The sequence below is a fragment of the Dolichospermum planctonicum genome (genome assembly GCF_005402965.1).
Lineage (GTDB): Bacteria > Cyanobacteriota > Cyanobacteriia > Cyanobacteriales > Nostocaceae > Dolichospermum > Dolichospermum planctonicum.
In genome coordinates, this window is sequence record NZ_BJCF01000019.1 from 1 (window position 1) to 15,560 (window position 15,560).

Here is a 15,560-nt window from a genome sequence, read left to right on the forward strand (position 1 = left end):
TTTTTGGTGATTTACTGTTTCTCAAATGCCTTTTTTCACTTTATATGTTTGTTTTGATGCTCTCTTTAATTTTTTCTCTACGTAATTTACCTCTGTGACAGTTTGGGGTGCGGAATGTGGGATATAATGCAGCGAAAGTTCAATAACAAGTCATCAGTAATTAGCTAGTAGCTTGACTGCTAATGATTGATAATAGATAACTAAAAGTGGATAAGGATTTAAGATCATGGTAAATTTAAGACGCGTACCAGTGGGAATTGTTGGCGCGTCAGGGTATGGCGGAGTACAACTAGTGCGACTACTAATGGATCATCCTGAAGTAGAACTAGTTTATTTAGGTGGTGAAAGCAGTGCAGGTAAATCCTTTGCTGACCTTTACCCACATTTTGGTAATATAGTAGAATTACCTATTGAAGCTGTAGAACCGGACATCATTGCTAGTCGTTGTCAAGTGGTATTTTTATCTTTACCCAATGGACTCGCTTGCCAAATCGCTCCTAAACTTATAGAAAAAGGTTCTAAGGTACTGGATCTGAGTGCCGATTATCGCTTTAGTGATTTGAAGACTTATACTACTTGGTATGGGACAGAAAGAAGCGATCGCACTACAGCAGCAACAGCAGTTTATGGTCTACCAGAATTATACCGCTCGCGCATTGCTGACGCGAATCTGGTCGGCTGTCCTGGTTGCTATCCTACAGCCAGTTTACTGGCATTGTCTCCTCTGTTAAAACAAGGTTTAATAGTTCCCGAAACAGCTATCATTGATGCTAAATCTGGCACATCTGGGGGCGGAAGACAAGCCAAAGTTAACCTGCTGTTAGCGGAAGCTGATAACTCCCTGGGTGCTTATAACGTTGCTAGACACCGCCACACCCCAGAAATCGAGCAAATTTGTAGCGAATTAGCCGGACATGAAGTTAAAATTCAATTTACACCCCATTTAATCCCCATGGTGCGGGGGATTTTAGCCACTGTCTATGCTACCATGCGTGATCCCGGTTTAGTCCGTGATGATTTAATTACCATCTATAACGCCTTTTATCGCAATTCTCCCTGGGTAAAAATCTGTAACAGTGGTACTTATCCCCAAACCAAATGGGCGTGTGGAAGTAATTCCTGCTACATTGGTATAGAAGTTGATCGCCGCACCGGCCGGGTGATTGTTATGTCAGCGATTGATAACTTGATTAAAGGTCAAGCGGGACAAGCAATTCAATGTATGAACCTGATGCTAGGCTGGGATGAAACCTTGGGACTACCTAAAATTGGGTTTTATCCTTAATGGGTAATGGGTAATGGGTAATGGGTAATTGGTAATGGGTAATTGGTAATTGGTAATTCACGTTTTACAACTGACAACTGACAACTGACAACTGACAATTGACAACTGACAACTGACAATTGACAATTGACAACTGACAAGGGAACAGGGAACAGGGAACAGAAAGATATTTATTAAACCTCTTACGTTTTTTTTACTGTAACCTGTCACCTGTAACCTGTCACCTGTAACCTATTTTGGTCCTAAACCAATAGTACCAGCATAGATGGCGCGATCGCCTAATTCATGCTCAATACGGAGCAAGCGATTGTACTTAGCTACCCGTTCACTGCGACACAGAGAACCGGTTTTAATTTGACCAGCGCGAGTAGCTACAGCTAAATCAGCAATAGTTGTATCTTCTGTTTCCCCAGACCGATGGCTAATTACTGAGCGGAAACCGTTGCGAGTTGCTAAATCAATGGTTTCCAAAGTTTCAGTGAGTGAACCGATTTGATTCAATTTAATCAAAATCGAATTACCTGCTTTTTGTTCAATACCCTTTTGTAAGCGGGTTGCATTGGTAACAAATAAATCATCACCCACCAATTGCACCTTTGAGCCTAATTTCTCAGTCAGTAATTGCCAACTTTGCCAATCTTCCTCATGTAAACCATCTTCAATAGATACAATAGGATATTGATCAACTAATTCCGCTAAATAATCAATAAACTCAGTTGGTGCATGGGGTTTACCATCATAAACATACTGGCCGTTTTTGTAAAATTCACTTGCAGCCACATCTAAAGCCAAGGCTACTTCTTCCCCAGGCTTATAACCAGCTTGTTTAATCGCTGCTACCAACAATTCTAAAGCTACTTGGTTAGATTCTAGATTAGGTGCAAAACCACCTTCATCACCCACACCCGTCAGCAAACCTTGATCATCTAACACCTTGCTGAGAGTAGCAAATACTTCCGCTCCCCAACGCAAAGCTTCCTTAAAAGAAGGAGCGCCAATGGGGACAATCATAAACTCTTGAAAGTCTACATTATTAGCTGCGTGCGCTCCACCATTGATCACATTCATTAAAGGGACAGGTAATAAATTCGCCAAAGGTCCACCTAAATAGCGATAGAGAGGAATACCTAAAGACTCCGCACCAGCCTTTGCAGCAGCCAAGGAAATGCCCAAAATTGCATTTGCTCCCAAATTGGCCTTATTGGGTGAACCATCTAGGGAAATCATCAATTTATCTAGGGCTTCTTGGTTGAGAGCATCCAAACCTAGTAACTTGGGAGCTAGTACCTCATTGGCATTCTGGACAGCCTTGAGTACGCCTTTACCCCCATAACGGCTTTTATCACCATCACGCAATTCATGAGCCTCAAATGAACCCGTAGAAGCCCCGCTAGGAACTTGTGCCAGTCCGATAGCGCCATTAGCTAAATGTACCTCGGCTTCAATGGTTGGTCTACCGCGTGAGTCGAGGATTTCGCGGGCGACAATGGCTTCAATAGCAGTATCTAGGAATTTCGTCATTTCTGATTTATCCTTAATTCTCGGTGTGCGCTGTGGGTTTAACCTTTACAGTTTACTAATAACCCAATCGTTAGCTTATGCCGATAACAGAATTTTTTGCCTGAGATTAAAGAAGATTTCCAATCACGACAGGTGGTAATGCTCGCTGAGTATGGAAAGAAACACGGAATTTGTCAGAATCAGGATGCTCAGGATTAAAGGATGTACAGGATTATTTATACGGCTTGACTGTTTCTGAAGAAATTAGTTGCTATTTTTAATATTTAGGTACAAAATCCTGACAATCCTCAAATCCTGGATATCCTGATTCTGACAGATATTTCTACATTTTTGTATGTTATAATTTTCAGAAAATAGCAAAGATTATTTATGAATACAGTAGAAATTCGTCAACAAATTCAAGAATATGTTGATAAACTGTCACCAGAAAGATTATTAGTGGCTGTTGATTTTTTGGCGTATTTGGCAGATAGACAAGATAATGATGCTACTGAAGAGTTATTGAAAATTCAAGGATTTAAAGAAGATTTTGCTAAAGCGAAAGAAAATGTTAAAGAAGGTAAGGTAATTTCTGTTGAGCAACTTAAACGAAAATATTAACTATACGGTGCTGGTAACTATTTTGCTGATTGCACATCGAAGTAGAGTTTATGAGTAGCTGCAATAAATATTCGTCCCTTCCCACCGTAACTTATCTCATTTGTAAATACTCTTTAAATACAGCAGATAAATTAAATAAAACTTTTTCTTGGACAACTGTTTTCAGTAAATACCGTTGTTTTAAAGATTGTAAACCATTAATCAATTGCATTGATGATAAGTCTAAGTTTTGTTTTATATCTTCTCTCTGTGCAGGTTGATTAAATTTACTTAATGCTAGAACAATTTGCTGTTCTATAGATGATAATCTATTAAATACTTGACTCAAGTTAAATTGCATATTTTTGGTAATAATTAAGTTATTTTCAGCCATAAAATCATCAACATAACCATTAAAAATATCTTTAATTAAAACAGCAATATCTTTTAGATAAAGAGGATTACCTTCATATAAATCAATCAATTTTAACCAGCTATTCTCATTTTTCAACCCCAGATTTTTTAAAATTTCAACATTCTGTAACCTGGATAATTCTAAATATTGAGTGTGAGATAATTCTTCATCTCCAAAGTCCATATCTGTACATTTTTCTTGACTGATTAAAATTAAACTACTTTGATGTTCAACTTCTGTTATCATTGTCAAAAGGGTTTGATAATTTTTATATTCATTTTGATAGCTTCCTGCAAATTGACCACTAGCAAAAATATTTTCCAGATCATCAATAATAATCAAACATCTTTTTTCCGTCAGAAAATCTAATAATTGTCTTAACTTATTATCTGTATTTTCTTGACTTTCTTGTTCAGCAATCTTTAATAAATCATCAATTAGTAAATCTAGAGACTTAGGAAATTTTAAACTTCTCCAGATAATTACCTCAAATTGTTGTAAATTTAAATCAATAAATCTTTTAACTAAAGTAGTTTTACCAATTCCATTTAATCCTAATACTGAGACTAGACGCGTATTTTTATTTAATATCCAATTATCTAGGTTTTCTAGTTCTTTTTTTCTTTCGTAAAAACGAATAATTTGAGGAGATGATTTTAAATCATGTTTAAATGATTGTTGATTTTGATTATTATTGTTTGGGGTTTCATTTTTATTCAATTGAGGATATGATGGACAAAAATTAAACCTAATATTATTATTTTGCTGAATAACTATAGGTGAGGATGTTAACTTTAATCGTGATAGAGTAGAACGAAAATTACTTTTATGAATATCTTGTTCCAAATGATTAGAAAAAGTTCGCCAAAGTTTATATCCTATATTCCTAATATGACTTTCACTACAATGAGAGTCATCAGCAATTTTATCATAGGTTTTACCCTCCCATACTCCCTTAATGACCGTTTCCTGAATATCATCTAAGTGCTTTCCTGTATCCGCGAATACCAAATTATCAGCTATTTGTAAAACTTCTATGATATCCATAAGAAATAGCTATGATTACTAACTAATGTTATTTATTATATCAGACTTTTTAGATAAAATCATACATTTCATAACATTTTATTTTAAATTGCATTAATTGAATTAAAGATAAAATAAGATATTTTTAGATCACTGATTATTTAATGTTTTGTTATAATTAAGAAATCGTAGTAAAATATGTCAGATTTTGAGTACACAAATAAACATATTTTCTCAAGAATGCAAATTTGACTTTTAGAGATATCTGATAATTTCACTATCTGATAACTCCTAAAATTTCATGAGTTAATCTTATATAGTCCAAACCTATTAATTGTATGAACAAGGAAAATTTATCTGTTTGGAATCCATTTGTACCCAGCAAAAGAGATATAAATCGTACCAGTGAATTAGCTCAAAAAAATGAAATTCTTACAGGAGTGCTAAGTTTTATCTTCTTTCCTGCTGGATTAATTTATTTAAATAGAGCAATTAATCCACTGAAAATTTTTGGTTATACCATTATTTTGAGTGTTTTAGTTAAGATGGGTTCATCTTCAAACCCTGAAGAAAATTCTACGAATTTTATCTCTCTTTTAGGTATAAGTGCGATTACAGCAGAACAAGTAATTACTGTCAGGTCTGCACGTCAGAGACTAGGAGGAAAAACAACATCTGTACCAAGTTCTAATTTTCAGAATTCAGTTCTATCTTCTTCATCTTCTTTAAGTTATAAAACCGATGATAAAGCAGTTAAATTGCTTAAAGAACTGAAGGAAAGATATGAAGCGAATGAAATTTCTGACGAAGAATTTAAACTTCAGAAACAGAAAATTCTTGAATCTATCTAGCAAATATCAAAAAAATTCAATTATCAGGAGACTCTAATCATGGCTAACTTTTTTAAAAATCTTACTCAATCTTTTGGTGAAGGAATAGCTGAAGCTTCAACTAAAAGCTCGGTTGATTCTCAGAGACAAAGCGAAATTAATAAATTAGAAACTCAAATCAAAGAAATTGAAATTAAGCTGGAAAAACAATATACTTTACTAGGTCAATTAGAAGCAGATAATCTGCGTAAAGCTGAATCAATCAGTAAAGAAGCTGTAGCCAAATTATTCAATCCGATTAGAAAATTAGATGCAGAAAAAATAGAGATTTTAGAAAAAATCAAAGAATTAAAAGCTAAACAAGCTGAACAAGATAAAGCAGAGGATTTGTTAAGAATAAAAAAAGAAGTCGAAGCAGAATTGAAGAAGTTAGAGGAACTTAAATCTTTAGAAGTTATTGATGATGAGGAGTTTGAAATTGCTCAAGTTAAATTAAATAAAAAAGTCAACAATTTTGAGAAATTGTATAGTTTGAAAATTGCCTTTGAGCGTGGTTTAATTAATGAACAAGAGTATACTCAAAGAAAAGCTTCACTTGAGTAGAGTAGTCGTGTAAGGTGCATTGATTTTTAAGATAGGGGTTTAGCATTGCTAAACCCCTATCGCGTTGATATATAACCCTGAAAAATGCTATAATATAAACCAATCCCAAGCTATGTATGAAATATGAAAATAATTCTAGATAACTTAGAACCCAACCTAGTCGAAAATCTCAGATATCAAGCAGAACAACATGGACGGACTCTAGAGACTGAGTTAAAACTAATTTTAACACAAGCTGTTACCAAAAATGTCCGAGAAAACTCTCAGGAACAAACATTAATTCCCCTAGAAATATTAGCAGCACAGGTAAAAGAGTCCTTGGATAATCAAGGATATCATTCCCATGAGCAAATTATTGATTTAGTTCAAGATGTAAAAAGAGAAATGGCTGAAGAACATTTATTAAAAGCAGAGCATGACAATGAGTTATGATATCCCTCAACGTCTATTTTTAGACACTAATATTTATATTATTGGTGTGGCTAATCAGAATAGTTATGAAAGAAAAATATTAGAATCAGTTGGTTTTTTACAACCTTCTTCTGTAGAAGCTATCGTTTCAGAAGAGTTATTAGATCAAATTTTACGATTATCTAAACGTTTGTATAATAAAGATTGGGGTAGTCAAATTGTAGCGCGTATTTGGCAATAATTACAAGTTATTTATGTCAATTTTACTTCTGAGGAATGGCTCAAAATAGAAGATTTAGGATTAATTACTCGTGAAGATATTGGAGTTTATTTAACTGCTAGTAAGGGTGAAACTCAATGTTTTGTTTCTGCTAATTATAAACTAATTCGTTGTTTAGTTCAAGAAACAAAAGAGTTTGAATGTTTAAGTCCTCAAGAATTTGTGAATAAGTATTTATCATAATTATTATTCCCAGAACTTATTATTCTATTTTATACTTTGTTTTAAGCTACAGAAAAATCTGTAAACGGCCGATACTCAGGACGAATAAACCCTAAAACAATATCATCCTTTCCTACTGCTAATTCCAATAATTCCCCAGTTGCTCCCCTTTCCGCAGAGGTGCGGAGGAAGCAGAGCAGAGATAGGAAGAAAATATTAAACAATTCACCGCTTGTTGCAAGTAGGGCGGTAAACTGTGTTTTTATAGTACAATAGAATTGATGAGAATTATTCAAAAATTATGAAATACAACCAACTCGGTGCAAGCGACCTCAAAGTTTCAGAAATTTGTTTAGGAACTATGACCTATGGAAGTCAAAATACCATTGAGGATGCACATCAACAACTAGATTACGCTATTAATCAAGGAATAAATTTTCTAGATGCTGCGGAAATGTATCCCGCACCTCCTCGTGGAGAAACTCAAGGAAAAACAGAAACTTATATTGGTGAATGGTTGCAGAAACAGCAACGAGATCAAATCATAGTTGCTACCAAAATATCAGGTCCTGGTCGTCATTTTTCATGGTTAAGAGGTGGAAATAATAAAATTAACTATGATAATATTTCACAAGCAGTAAATGATAGTTTGCAGAGGTTACAAACAGATTACATAGATTTGTATCAGATTCATTGGCCAGATCGTTATGTTCCCACCTTTGGACAGACAATTTATAATCCAGAATTTGAGCGGGAAACAGTTCCCATTGCTGAACAGTTAACAGCATTTGCTGATATTATTCAAGCGGGAAAAATTCGCTATTTGGGTTTAAGCAATGAGACTCCTTGGGGGGTAAGTGAGTTTATTCGCATTGCTAACCAATTGGGACTACCTCAAGTTGTTTCAATTCAAAATGCTTACAATTTACTAAATCGCGACTTTGATACAGGTCTAGCAGAAGTTTCTCGCTATACAGATGTTGGTTTACTGGCTTATAGTCCTCTAGCTTTTGGTTTTTTAAGTGGTAAGTACATAGAAAATCAAGCAATAGAAAATACGAGAATATCTCTATTTCCAGGTTTTGGACAACGTTATCTAAAACCTAATGTTCAAGAAGCTATAATTGCTTATGTAGAAATTGCTAAAAAGCATAATCTCACACCGTCACAATTAGCTATATCTTTTGTGAAGAGTCGCTGGTTTGTTAAAAGCACAATTATTGGAGCAACCAATTTACAACAATTGCAAGAAAATATAGATAGTGTGAATGTAGTTTTGGATAAACAAGTTTTAGAGGAAATAGATGCAATTCACACTCGTTATCCTAATCCAGCACCTTAACTATTTTTCTTTTTTTTTCTTTTTTCACAAGTAATAATTGCCAGGAATCTCTGAGTTTTTTTATGAAGTTCGGAGGTTTTTTTTGCTTTCTATTTCAGATATTATCAAATAATATCAACCAAAGTTTTTAAATATAAAACAGCTTATAAATATCAATTATTATTTATTTTATCACTACCAAATTTTACTCATATTCAAAACAAATCCTGATAAAACAGGATCACAACTAACAGTATCAGGATTTTCTAAACACTCTTCTATTTGTCCAGGACGATAAATATAAACTCGGCGATTTTTACGGTCAATTAATAAACCTAATTGGATTCCTGGTTCTTGCATATATTCCTGCATTTTATCTTTTAAAGGTGGCAAATTATCAGAAGCTGACCTTAATTCAATGACAAAATCAGGACAAATAGGTGCAAATTTTTTCTGCTGTTTTGGTGTAAGTTGATTCCATCTTTCTAATTTGATCCAAGCAGCATCAGGAGAACGTTTTGCACCTGTAGAAAGTGTAAATCCTGTACTGGAAGAAAAACCAATTCCTGTACCATCTTTTTCTGACCAAATTCCTAACTGTACAGCAATATTAAACTCTCGGTTTCCTGTTTCTGAACCTGCGGGTGGCATAATTGATATTTCTCCAAATTGATTTCTCTCAATCCGTAAATCACGGTTTAGTTGACAAAATTCAAAAAATTGATCATCTGTCATTGATGATGGCATTTGCAACATTAAAGGAGATGAAAGCATGATAATTTCCTTCTATTTATTTGGTTTACCAAATTTTATTCATATTCAAAACAAATCCTGATAAAACAGGATCACAACTAACAGTATCAGGATTTTCTAAACACTCTTCTATTTGTCCAGGATGATAAATATAAACTCGGCGATTTTTACGGTCAATTAATAAACCTAATTTTATTTCTGGTTCTTGCATATATTCATTCATTTTATCTTTTAACGGCTGCAATTGATCAGAATCTGACCTTAATTCAATCACAAAATCAGGACAAATAGGTGCAAATTTTTTCTGCTGTTTTGGTGTAAGTTGATTCCATCTTTCTAATTTGATCCAAGCAGCATCAGGAGAACGTTTTGCACCTGTAGAAAGTGTAAATCCCGTGCTAGAATCGAAACAAATTCCTGTGTTATCTTTTTCTGACCACACATATAATTGTCCAGCTAAGTTAAAATTACGGTTTCCTGTTTCTGAACCTGCTGGTGGCATAATTGATATTTCTCGAAATTTATTTCTCTCAATGCGTAAATCACGGTTTTCTTGACAGAATTGAAAGAATTGTTCATCTGTCATTTGCATTGATGAGGGAAAATGTAATATCAAAGGTGATGAAATCATAATTATTTCTTCCATCTAAAATTAACATCAATTTTACCACATTTACCACAAACCGTTGCTGAAATTAGTTAATACATAATTATTACCAATTGAGCAATTAAAAACAGAATTAAACGCAAGTTTCCTGAAAATTCCTGATTAGATATAAAATATAAGAATTGAACAAAGGGTGAATATGCGATTACTACACACCATGCTCCGAGTAGGTAATTTAGACGAGTCCTTGAAATTTTACTGTGATATCCTGGGAATGAAGTTACTCCGACGCAAAGATTACCCAGGGGGAGAGTTTACCCTGGCTTTTGTCGGTTATGGGGAAGAAAGTGACCACTCAGTCATAGAACTCACCCACAATTGGGGCGTAGAAAAGTATGATTTAGGAAATGCTTATGGTCATATCGCTTTAGGTGTGCATGATATTTATGCTACCTGTGAAGCCATTGGCCAATTGGGTGGTAAAGTAGTTCGAGAACCAGGACCTATGAAACATGGTTCAACGGTAATTGCTTTTGTCGAAGACCCAGATGGTTATAAAGTTGAATTGATTCAGTTAAAAATTCCAGAATAATTTAAGGTAGGGGGGTAGGAAGATAAAAACTTCTTTACCCTTTACCCATTCTAGCTATAAACTTAAGTCACAAATCTAAAATCTAAAATTCTCAAGATGCAGCCTACAGATCCTAATAAATTTACTGATACAGCCTGGGAAGCAGTAACAAAATCCCAAGACGTGGTTCGCGCTTATAAACAACAACAATTAGAAGTTGAACATTTAATTATTGCTCTTTTAGAAGAACCAACTAGCCTAGCTACAGCCATTCTCACCCGCGCGGAGGTTGATTCTGTCCGATTTAAACAACAATTAGAGGCTTTTACTCAACGTCAACCTAAGGTGGGGAAAAGTGATCAACTTTACCTGGGGCGTAATTTGGATTTGCTTTTAGATAAAGCTAATGAAATTAGAGCCAAAATGAAGGAGGAGGAAATCTCGGAAGGACATATAATTTTGGCCTTTGCTGATGATGAACGGATTGGTAAACGCTTATTTAAAAGCTTAAATATAGATATCGCTCAAGTAGAACTGGGAGTTAAATCTACTCGCAATAGTCAAAAACTAAAATCATCTCCTAAAGCAGAAGTAGATGTACCTGATGAAGCTTTAAAAAGATTTGGACGAGATTTGACAGAACAAGCCAAAGCCGGAAAGTTAGATCCGGTTATCGGTAGAGATGATGAAATTCGTCGGGTAATTCAGGTTTTATCTCGTCGTAGCAAAAATAACCCTGTATTAATTGGTGAGCCAGGAGTCGGTAAAACTGCGATCGCTGAAGCCTTAGCCCAAAGAATGGTGAATGGTGACGTTCCTGAGTCTTTAAAGAATCGCCAACTAATCTCTTTAGATATCGGTAGTTTGATTGCTGGTGCCAAATATAGAGGTGAATTTGAAGACCGTTTAAAAAACGTCCTACGTGAAGTTACGGAATCCAATGGGCAAGTAGTTTTATTTATTGATGAACTCCATACCGTTGTCGGTACTGGTTCTAATCAACAAGGATCTATGGATGCTGGTAATTTACTTAAACCCATGTTAGCCCGTGGTGAATTGCGTTGTATTGGTGCAACCACTTTAGATGAATATCGCAAATTTATTGAAAAAGATGCAGCATTAGAAAGACGTTTTCAACAGGTATATGTAGACCAACCAACAGTAGAAAACACAATTTCTATTTTGCGAGGTTTAAAAGAGCGTTATGAAGTGCATCATAACGTCAAAATTTCTGATTCTGCTTTAGTGGCTGCTGCAACCTTGTCAGCGCGTTATATTGCGGATAGATTTCTACCAGACAAAGCCATAGACTTAGTTGACGAAGCAGCAGCGAAATTAAAAATGGAGATTACTTCTAAACCTGCGGAATTAGAAACCATTGATAGAAGATTAATGCAGCTAGAAATGGAAAAGCTGTCATTATCGAGAGAAGAACAGAGTATTTCCCCAACTAGAGAACGATTAGAACGAATTCAGGCAGAAATTGCCAGTTTAACAGTTAAACAGGAAGTATTTAATCAAAAATGGCAAGGAGAAAAGCAGTTATTAGAAGCAATTAGCGTTTTAAAAAAAGAAGAGGATACGCTAAGGATACAAATTGAACAAGCAGAACGAGATTATGATTTAAATAAAGCTGCCCAACTCAAGTATGGTAAATTAGAGGGCGTACAAAGGGAACGGGAAAGCAAAGAAACCCAACTATCAGAAATTCAAACCCAAGGTTCTACCCTGCTGCGCGAACAAGTCACCGAAGCCGATATTGCCGAAATTGTGGCAAAATGGACAGGAATCCCCGTAAATCGGCTTTTAGAATCGGAAAGACAAAAATTACTCAAATTAGAAAGTCATTTACATGAAAGGGTAATAGGTCAAGAAGAAGCCGTTTCCGCCGTCTCTGCGGCGATTCGCCGCGCCCGCGCGGGGATGAAAGACCCCTCTCGACCTATTGGGTCATTTTTGTTTATGGGACCAACTGGCGTGGGTAAAACTGAACTGGCTCGCGCTTTAGCTCAATTTCTCTTTGATTCAGAGGATGCTTTGGTGCGTTTGGATATGTCCGAGTACATGGAAAAACACTCAGTTTCTCGTTTAGTCGGTGCGCCTCCAGGATATGTGGGTTATGAAGAAGGGGGACAACTTTCCGAAGCAATTCGCAGACATCCTTATTCGGTGGTACTGTTCGATGAAGTGGAAAAAGCCCATCGCGATGTATTTAATATTTTATTGCAAGTCTTGGATGATGGTAGAGTTACTGATTCCCAAGGACGGGCTGTAGATTTCCGAAATACTGTCATAGTCATGACTAGCAACATTGGGAGTGAACATATTTTAGATGTCTCCGGCGATGATTCCCAGTATGATTTGATGCGGAATAAAGTCATGGAAAGTTTGCGAAGTCACTTCCGTCCTGAATTTCTGAACCGCGTTGATGACATTATTCTCTTTCATACTCTTAATCGTTCAGAGATGGGTCATATTATCCGTATTCAACTCAAACGGGTGGAAAATCTACTTAAAGAACAAAAAATCTCCTTTGAGATATCACAAGCCGCTTGTGATCATCTTGTAGAAGCTGGCTATGATCCGGTTTATGGCGCACGTCCGTTAAAACGGTCAATTCAACGAGAGGTCGAAAATCCTCTAGCCACCAAATTACTGGAGAATACTTTTATTTCTGGTGATACCATCTTGATTGATATGGGTGAAACTGGTTTAACTTTTCATAAAAAACAGCCTGTGAAGGTGACAGCGACTCAAAACACTATGAAGTTAATAGAAGCATCTTCAGATATATAAGATTTAGTTTTTTCTCACGCAGAGACGCAGAGGAGCAGAGATAAAATTGTGTTTTATATCTTACCCATATCTTTGTTCTTTTTTCTTCCTTTGCGTCCTTTGCGTCTTTGTGGTTCATTTAATCCATTTTCTTTTTGGTGGGGCGTTTCCTTTCTGATTTTTTTTTAAAGCCTACTGCTTGGGCTGCATCACTATCTGACCCAAATTGACCTTTTACTGCTTCTTTCATAGCTAAAACGGCTTTATGGAACTCCCATTCTGCTTGTTTTGCTGCATCTGCGGCGGCTTTAAATAATGCTTGTTTTTCAGTTTCTTCTTGTTGTTTTGTTACCATTTCTGTGTATGCTTTCTGTAATGCTTCTGGTGTAGCTTCTACGCGACCAGTGGCATAACCAATAACGGCTGTGAGTCCATTATAGGAGTCTATATCTTGCTGAATTGTGTTAGGTGTAATCCGACGGGTTGTATCTGGGGCTGGCATATTAATTTTGTTGTTATAAATAATTCTATTAGTCTACTATACGATGTTTATTTTGACAATCTTTTATTTATATTTTTTATATAATTATTTTTTGTTCACTAATTTGTCTTTATGTATTGTGATCTGATGCTTTTGTTTGTTGTTGCAATCTTTTTTGATTTAATGATAATAGTTCAGCATTATATTCTGATTTTTTTGTAAAACGTTTATTTATTTTTGCATAGTTTTCTTGACTGAATATTATTTATTGATAAATATTTTACTTTTAGGCTATTTATAACTCATGACTTACGCAAAATATTCCTCAAACCCTTATTTTTTTGTGTTTTTTGTGTTTGGAGTGGTTAGTTTATTCTGTAACTCGTGCGTAAGTCAGAACTAAATAGTAAATATTAAGTAAAGTGTGTTATTGCTATAAAATAATTTGGGAGTTTGAAAGATTAAAAACTAGTCATAACACACTTTACTATTTAAGTGCATTACGCTAACGTTAACACGTTCTACTATTTAGCTAAAATTTAAAATAGTTTTTTGTTGTTAGCTTTATTATAACATATATTCAATTATAAGTCAATAGTTTTATGATTTTATTTTTGTAATGTTTTGTAATTACGATGTATAATTGCTTTTATGTATTATTATTCAGTGCTTCTGTTTATTATTGCGATGTTTTAAAAATATCTGATAATAAAACAAGATTAATATTTAGTCTTTTTAGTTTTTGTAAGAATACTTCTGTAGTAAATTCTGAAAGATTTTTGGTTTTTACCAAAATTTTGAGAGTAGTCAACAATCTTTCTTGATTGCGATACAGAAGAATTGTAATAGTTACAATATAGTTAATTTTTACAGCAATCTTTAACAACAATTAATAAATCGTTAATTTTTTGAATGCTGCTGATAATCTATCTGATCATAGCCATATTGAAGTATAAAAATCAGAAAATTATGCTTTACACTCTTATTCGTGGTGAATTCGTGCCTTTGAGGGAGAAAAATTTATGTTTTTACTCACTAACGTTATTTTTCGCATTGTTAAAAGTTTTTAATTGGCGAAAAGAATGTAATTTTTTAAAAAACTTATCACTATCAAAACTTAAAGGATCAACTTTTTTACCTGCCACATCTACAGCACGATGAGTAGTAATTCTATCATCTGGAACTTGACTTTGAGCAATTAACCAAGCCAAAGAATCATATTGAGCCTCAGTATAACCGCTATGTTGATCGATATTATTCTTCCCCCAAGCATCAGGAGGGGTTTCTAGAGAGACATGATAAGCAAAATTATTCACAGATGGTGGTAAACTAGGATTAGTTTGGACAGTTTCCACGCCATTAACACCTTTAAATACTGAATTACCAGCCCCAAAAGCGCGTTTTTCTGGAGGAACTAAATAAACAACCGTTCCTTGTAAAGTAATTATAGCGTGATAACTAGCTTGAACACTTTCATCATCATGAGGAGTTTGAAAAAAATTAATGGCGCTAGAAGTTGAATTACTGGTTTCATGAAGGACTATAATAGCTTGATTATTGAGAGGTAGACCATGAATATCTGCGGTATAGCGATCGCCATAATTGCTAGGATCAACCTTAAACTGTCTAAGATCCGGTTTATATTCGCTAAATTCATTAGTAGTTGTGTATACAAGATTAATTTGATGATTGTTGACTGGAGATGGTGTTCTTTTCCTTTCCCTAATATTTAATACTGACTGTAACTGCGGTGGTAGATATTGATTCCAGGATTTGTCTGTCGAATTTCGTGAATTTGTCTGATCTTGTGGATTTCTTGCACCACCAATAAATAGTGCCAAAATTAACGCAGCCAACATAAGAAAAATCAGTAAAACTCTAGTCGCCCAATCTCTAAATTTCATATTTTTCAATACTGATAATATAGCTAATATCACTTC

The 15,560-nt window shown here is 34.9% G+C and carries 16 protein-coding genes; 9 read left to right on the forward strand and 7 right to left on the reverse strand.

Annotation, left to right across the window (positions count from 1 at the left end; genetic code table 11):
• Positions 1-226: 226 nt before the first annotated feature.
• The gene (gene argC / locus FFO06_RS10100; protein ID WP_137907925.1) at positions 227-1,285 is read left to right on the forward strand and encodes an N-acetyl-gamma-glutamyl-phosphate reductase; all 1,059 of its coding nucleotides are present in this window, start codon (positions 227-229) and stop codon (positions 1,283-1,285) included.
• Positions 1,286-1,516: 231 nt separating this feature from the next.
• Here argC and eno read toward each other — a convergent pair whose 3' ends face one another.
• Positions 1,517-2,806, reverse strand: coding sequence for a phosphopyruvate hydratase (eno, locus tag FFO06_RS10110; protein ID WP_137907927.1), 1,290 nt, complete (start codon positions 2,804-2,806; stop codon positions 1,517-1,519).
• 369 nt (positions 2,807-3,175) lie between these two features.
• On the opposite strand from eno, the gene FFO06_RS10115 reads away from it, so the two are divergent.
• Positions 3,176-3,406, forward strand: coding sequence for a hypothetical protein (locus FFO06_RS10115; RefSeq protein WP_027400762.1), 231 nt, complete (start codon positions 3,176-3,178; stop codon positions 3,404-3,406).
• A gap of 91 nt (positions 3,407-3,497) precedes the next feature.
• On the opposite strand, the gene FFO06_RS10120 is transcribed toward FFO06_RS10115, so the two are convergent.
• Positions 3,498-4,847, reverse strand: coding sequence for a helix-turn-helix domain-containing protein (locus FFO06_RS10120; RefSeq protein WP_137907928.1), 1,350 nt, complete (start codon positions 4,845-4,847; stop codon positions 3,498-3,500).
• Positions 4,848-5,164: 317 nt separating this feature from the next.
• On the opposite strand from FFO06_RS10120, the gene FFO06_RS10125 reads away from it, so the two are divergent.
• The 4 genes from FFO06_RS10125 to FFO06_RS21505 all read left to right on the forward strand — a co-directional run bounded on the left by FFO06_RS10125 (position 5,165) and on the right by FFO06_RS21505 (position 6,911).
• Positions 5,165-5,677, forward strand: coding sequence for an SHOCT domain-containing protein (locus tag FFO06_RS10125; protein WP_137907929.1), 513 nt, complete (start codon positions 5,165-5,167; stop codon positions 5,675-5,677).
• Between the two features lie 39 nt (positions 5,678-5,716).
• Positions 5,717-6,259: a hypothetical protein gene (locus FFO06_RS10130; protein ID WP_137907930.1), complete on the forward strand. Its 543-nt coding sequence runs from the start codon at positions 5,717-5,719 to the stop codon at positions 6,257-6,259.
• A gap of 123 nt (positions 6,260-6,382) precedes the next feature.
• Positions 6,383-6,691, forward strand: coding sequence for a FitA-like ribbon-helix-helix domain-containing protein (locus FFO06_RS10135; RefSeq protein WP_137907931.1), 309 nt, complete (start codon positions 6,383-6,385; stop codon positions 6,689-6,691).
• Positions 6,681-6,911, forward strand: coding sequence for a PIN domain-containing protein (locus FFO06_RS21505; protein WP_201275444.1), 231 nt, complete (start codon positions 6,681-6,683; stop codon positions 6,909-6,911). The genes FFO06_RS10135 and FFO06_RS21505 overlap by 11 nt, the downstream gene beginning before the upstream one ends.
• 263 nt (positions 6,912-7,174) lie before the next feature.
• Here the strand turns inward: FFO06_RS21505 and FFO06_RS21945 are convergent, their stop codons facing one another.
• The gene (locus FFO06_RS21945) at positions 7,175-7,408 is read right to left on the reverse strand and encodes an element excision factor XisI family protein (RefSeq protein WP_236097116.1); all 234 of its coding nucleotides are present in this window, start codon (positions 7,406-7,408) and stop codon (positions 7,175-7,177) included.
• Between the two features lie 5 nt (positions 7,409-7,413).
• On the opposite strand from FFO06_RS21945, the gene FFO06_RS10150 reads away from it, so the two are divergent.
• The gene (locus FFO06_RS10150; RefSeq protein ID WP_137907932.1) at positions 7,414-8,454 is read left to right on the forward strand and encodes an NADP(H)-dependent aldo-keto reductase; all 1,041 of its coding nucleotides are present in this window, start codon (positions 7,414-7,416) and stop codon (positions 8,452-8,454) included.
• A gap of 174 nt (positions 8,455-8,628) precedes the next feature.
• On the opposite strand, the gene FFO06_RS10155 is transcribed toward FFO06_RS10150, so the two are convergent.
• The gene (locus tag FFO06_RS10155) at positions 8,629-9,207 is read right to left on the reverse strand and encodes a Uma2 family endonuclease (protein WP_137907933.1); all 579 of its coding nucleotides are present in this window, start codon (positions 9,205-9,207) and stop codon (positions 8,629-8,631) included.
• Positions 9,208-9,232: 25 nt separating this feature from the next.
• Entirely contained in the window at positions 9,233-9,817 is a 585-nt protein-coding gene (locus tag FFO06_RS10160) for a Uma2 family endonuclease (protein WP_137907934.1), read from the reverse strand.
• Between the two features lie 175 nt (positions 9,818-9,992).
• On the opposite strand from FFO06_RS10160, the gene gloA reads away from it, so the two are divergent.
• Together gloA and clpB are read left to right on the forward strand one after the other, a co-directional pair.
• The gene (gloA, locus tag FFO06_RS10165) at positions 9,993-10,385 is read left to right on the forward strand and encodes a lactoylglutathione lyase (RefSeq protein WP_137907935.1); all 393 of its coding nucleotides are present in this window, start codon (positions 9,993-9,995) and stop codon (positions 10,383-10,385) included.
• A gap of 96 nt (positions 10,386-10,481) precedes the next feature.
• Entirely contained in the window at positions 10,482-13,160 is a 2,679-nt protein-coding gene (gene clpB, locus FFO06_RS10170) for an ATP-dependent chaperone ClpB (RefSeq protein ID WP_137907936.1), read from the forward strand.
• 118 nt (positions 13,161-13,278) lie between these two features.
• On the opposite strand, the gene FFO06_RS10175 is transcribed toward clpB, so the two are convergent.
• Both FFO06_RS10175 and FFO06_RS10180 read right to left on the reverse strand, forming a co-directional pair.
• A complete protein-coding gene (locus FFO06_RS10175) occupies positions 13,279-13,641 on the reverse strand; it encodes a hypothetical protein (RefSeq protein ID WP_028090685.1) in 363 nt (120 codons plus the stop codon).
• 1,007 nt (positions 13,642-14,648) lie between these two features.
• Positions 14,649-15,524 carry a peptidoglycan recognition protein family protein gene (locus FFO06_RS10180; RefSeq protein ID WP_137907985.1) on the reverse strand — a complete coding sequence of 292 codons (876 nt, stop codon included), beginning with the start codon at positions 15,522-15,524 and terminating at the stop codon, positions 14,649-14,651.
• Positions 15,525-15,560: the final 36 nt, after the last annotated feature.

What these genes read in the sequence shown, in the direction of transcription:
- FFO06_RS21505 (WP_201275444.1), top strand. Translation starts at nt 6,681, where the DNA reads ATGAGTTATGATATCCCTCAACGTCTATTTTTAGACACTAATATTTAT.
- clpB (WP_137907936.1), top strand. Translation starts at nt 10,482, where the DNA reads ATGCAGCCTACAGATCCTAATAAATTTACTGATACAGCCTGGGAAGCA.
- FFO06_RS10180 (WP_137907985.1), bottom strand. Translation starts at nt 15,524, where the DNA reads ATGAAATTTAGAGATTGGGCGACTAGAGTTTTACTGATTTTTCTTATG.
- eno (WP_137907927.1), bottom strand. Translation starts at nt 2,806, where the DNA reads ATGACGAAATTCCTAGATACTGCTATTGAAGCCATTGTCGCCCGCGAA.
- FFO06_RS10125 (WP_137907929.1), top strand. Translation starts at nt 5,165, where the DNA reads ATGAACAAGGAAAATTTATCTGTTTGGAATCCATTTGTACCCAGCAAA.
- FFO06_RS10130 (WP_137907930.1), top strand. Translation starts at nt 5,717, where the DNA reads ATGGCTAACTTTTTTAAAAATCTTACTCAATCTTTTGGTGAAGGAATA.
- FFO06_RS10160 (WP_137907934.1), bottom strand. Translation starts at nt 9,817, where the DNA reads ATGATTTCATCACCTTTGATATTACATTTTCCCTCATCAATGCAAATG.
- argC (WP_137907925.1), top strand. Translation starts at nt 227, where the DNA reads ATGGTAAATTTAAGACGCGTACCAGTGGGAATTGTTGGCGCGTCAGGG.
- FFO06_RS10155 (WP_137907933.1), bottom strand. Translation starts at nt 9,207, where the DNA reads ATGCTTTCATCTCCTTTAATGTTGCAAATGCCATCATCAATGACAGAT.
- FFO06_RS10115 (WP_027400762.1), top strand. Translation starts at nt 3,176, where the DNA reads ATGAATACAGTAGAAATTCGTCAACAAATTCAAGAATATGTTGATAAA.
- FFO06_RS10175 (WP_028090685.1), bottom strand. Translation starts at nt 13,641, where the DNA reads ATGCCAGCCCCAGATACAACCCGTCGGATTACACCTAACACAATTCAG.
- FFO06_RS10135 (WP_137907931.1), top strand. Translation starts at nt 6,383, where the DNA reads ATGAAAATAATTCTAGATAACTTAGAACCCAACCTAGTCGAAAATCTC.
- FFO06_RS10120 (WP_137907928.1), bottom strand. Translation starts at nt 4,847, where the DNA reads ATGGATATCATAGAAGTTTTACAAATAGCTGATAATTTGGTATTCGCG.
- FFO06_RS10150 (WP_137907932.1), top strand. Translation starts at nt 7,414, where the DNA reads ATGAAATACAACCAACTCGGTGCAAGCGACCTCAAAGTTTCAGAAATT.
- gloA (WP_137907935.1), top strand. Translation starts at nt 9,993, where the DNA reads ATGCGATTACTACACACCATGCTCCGAGTAGGTAATTTAGACGAGTCC.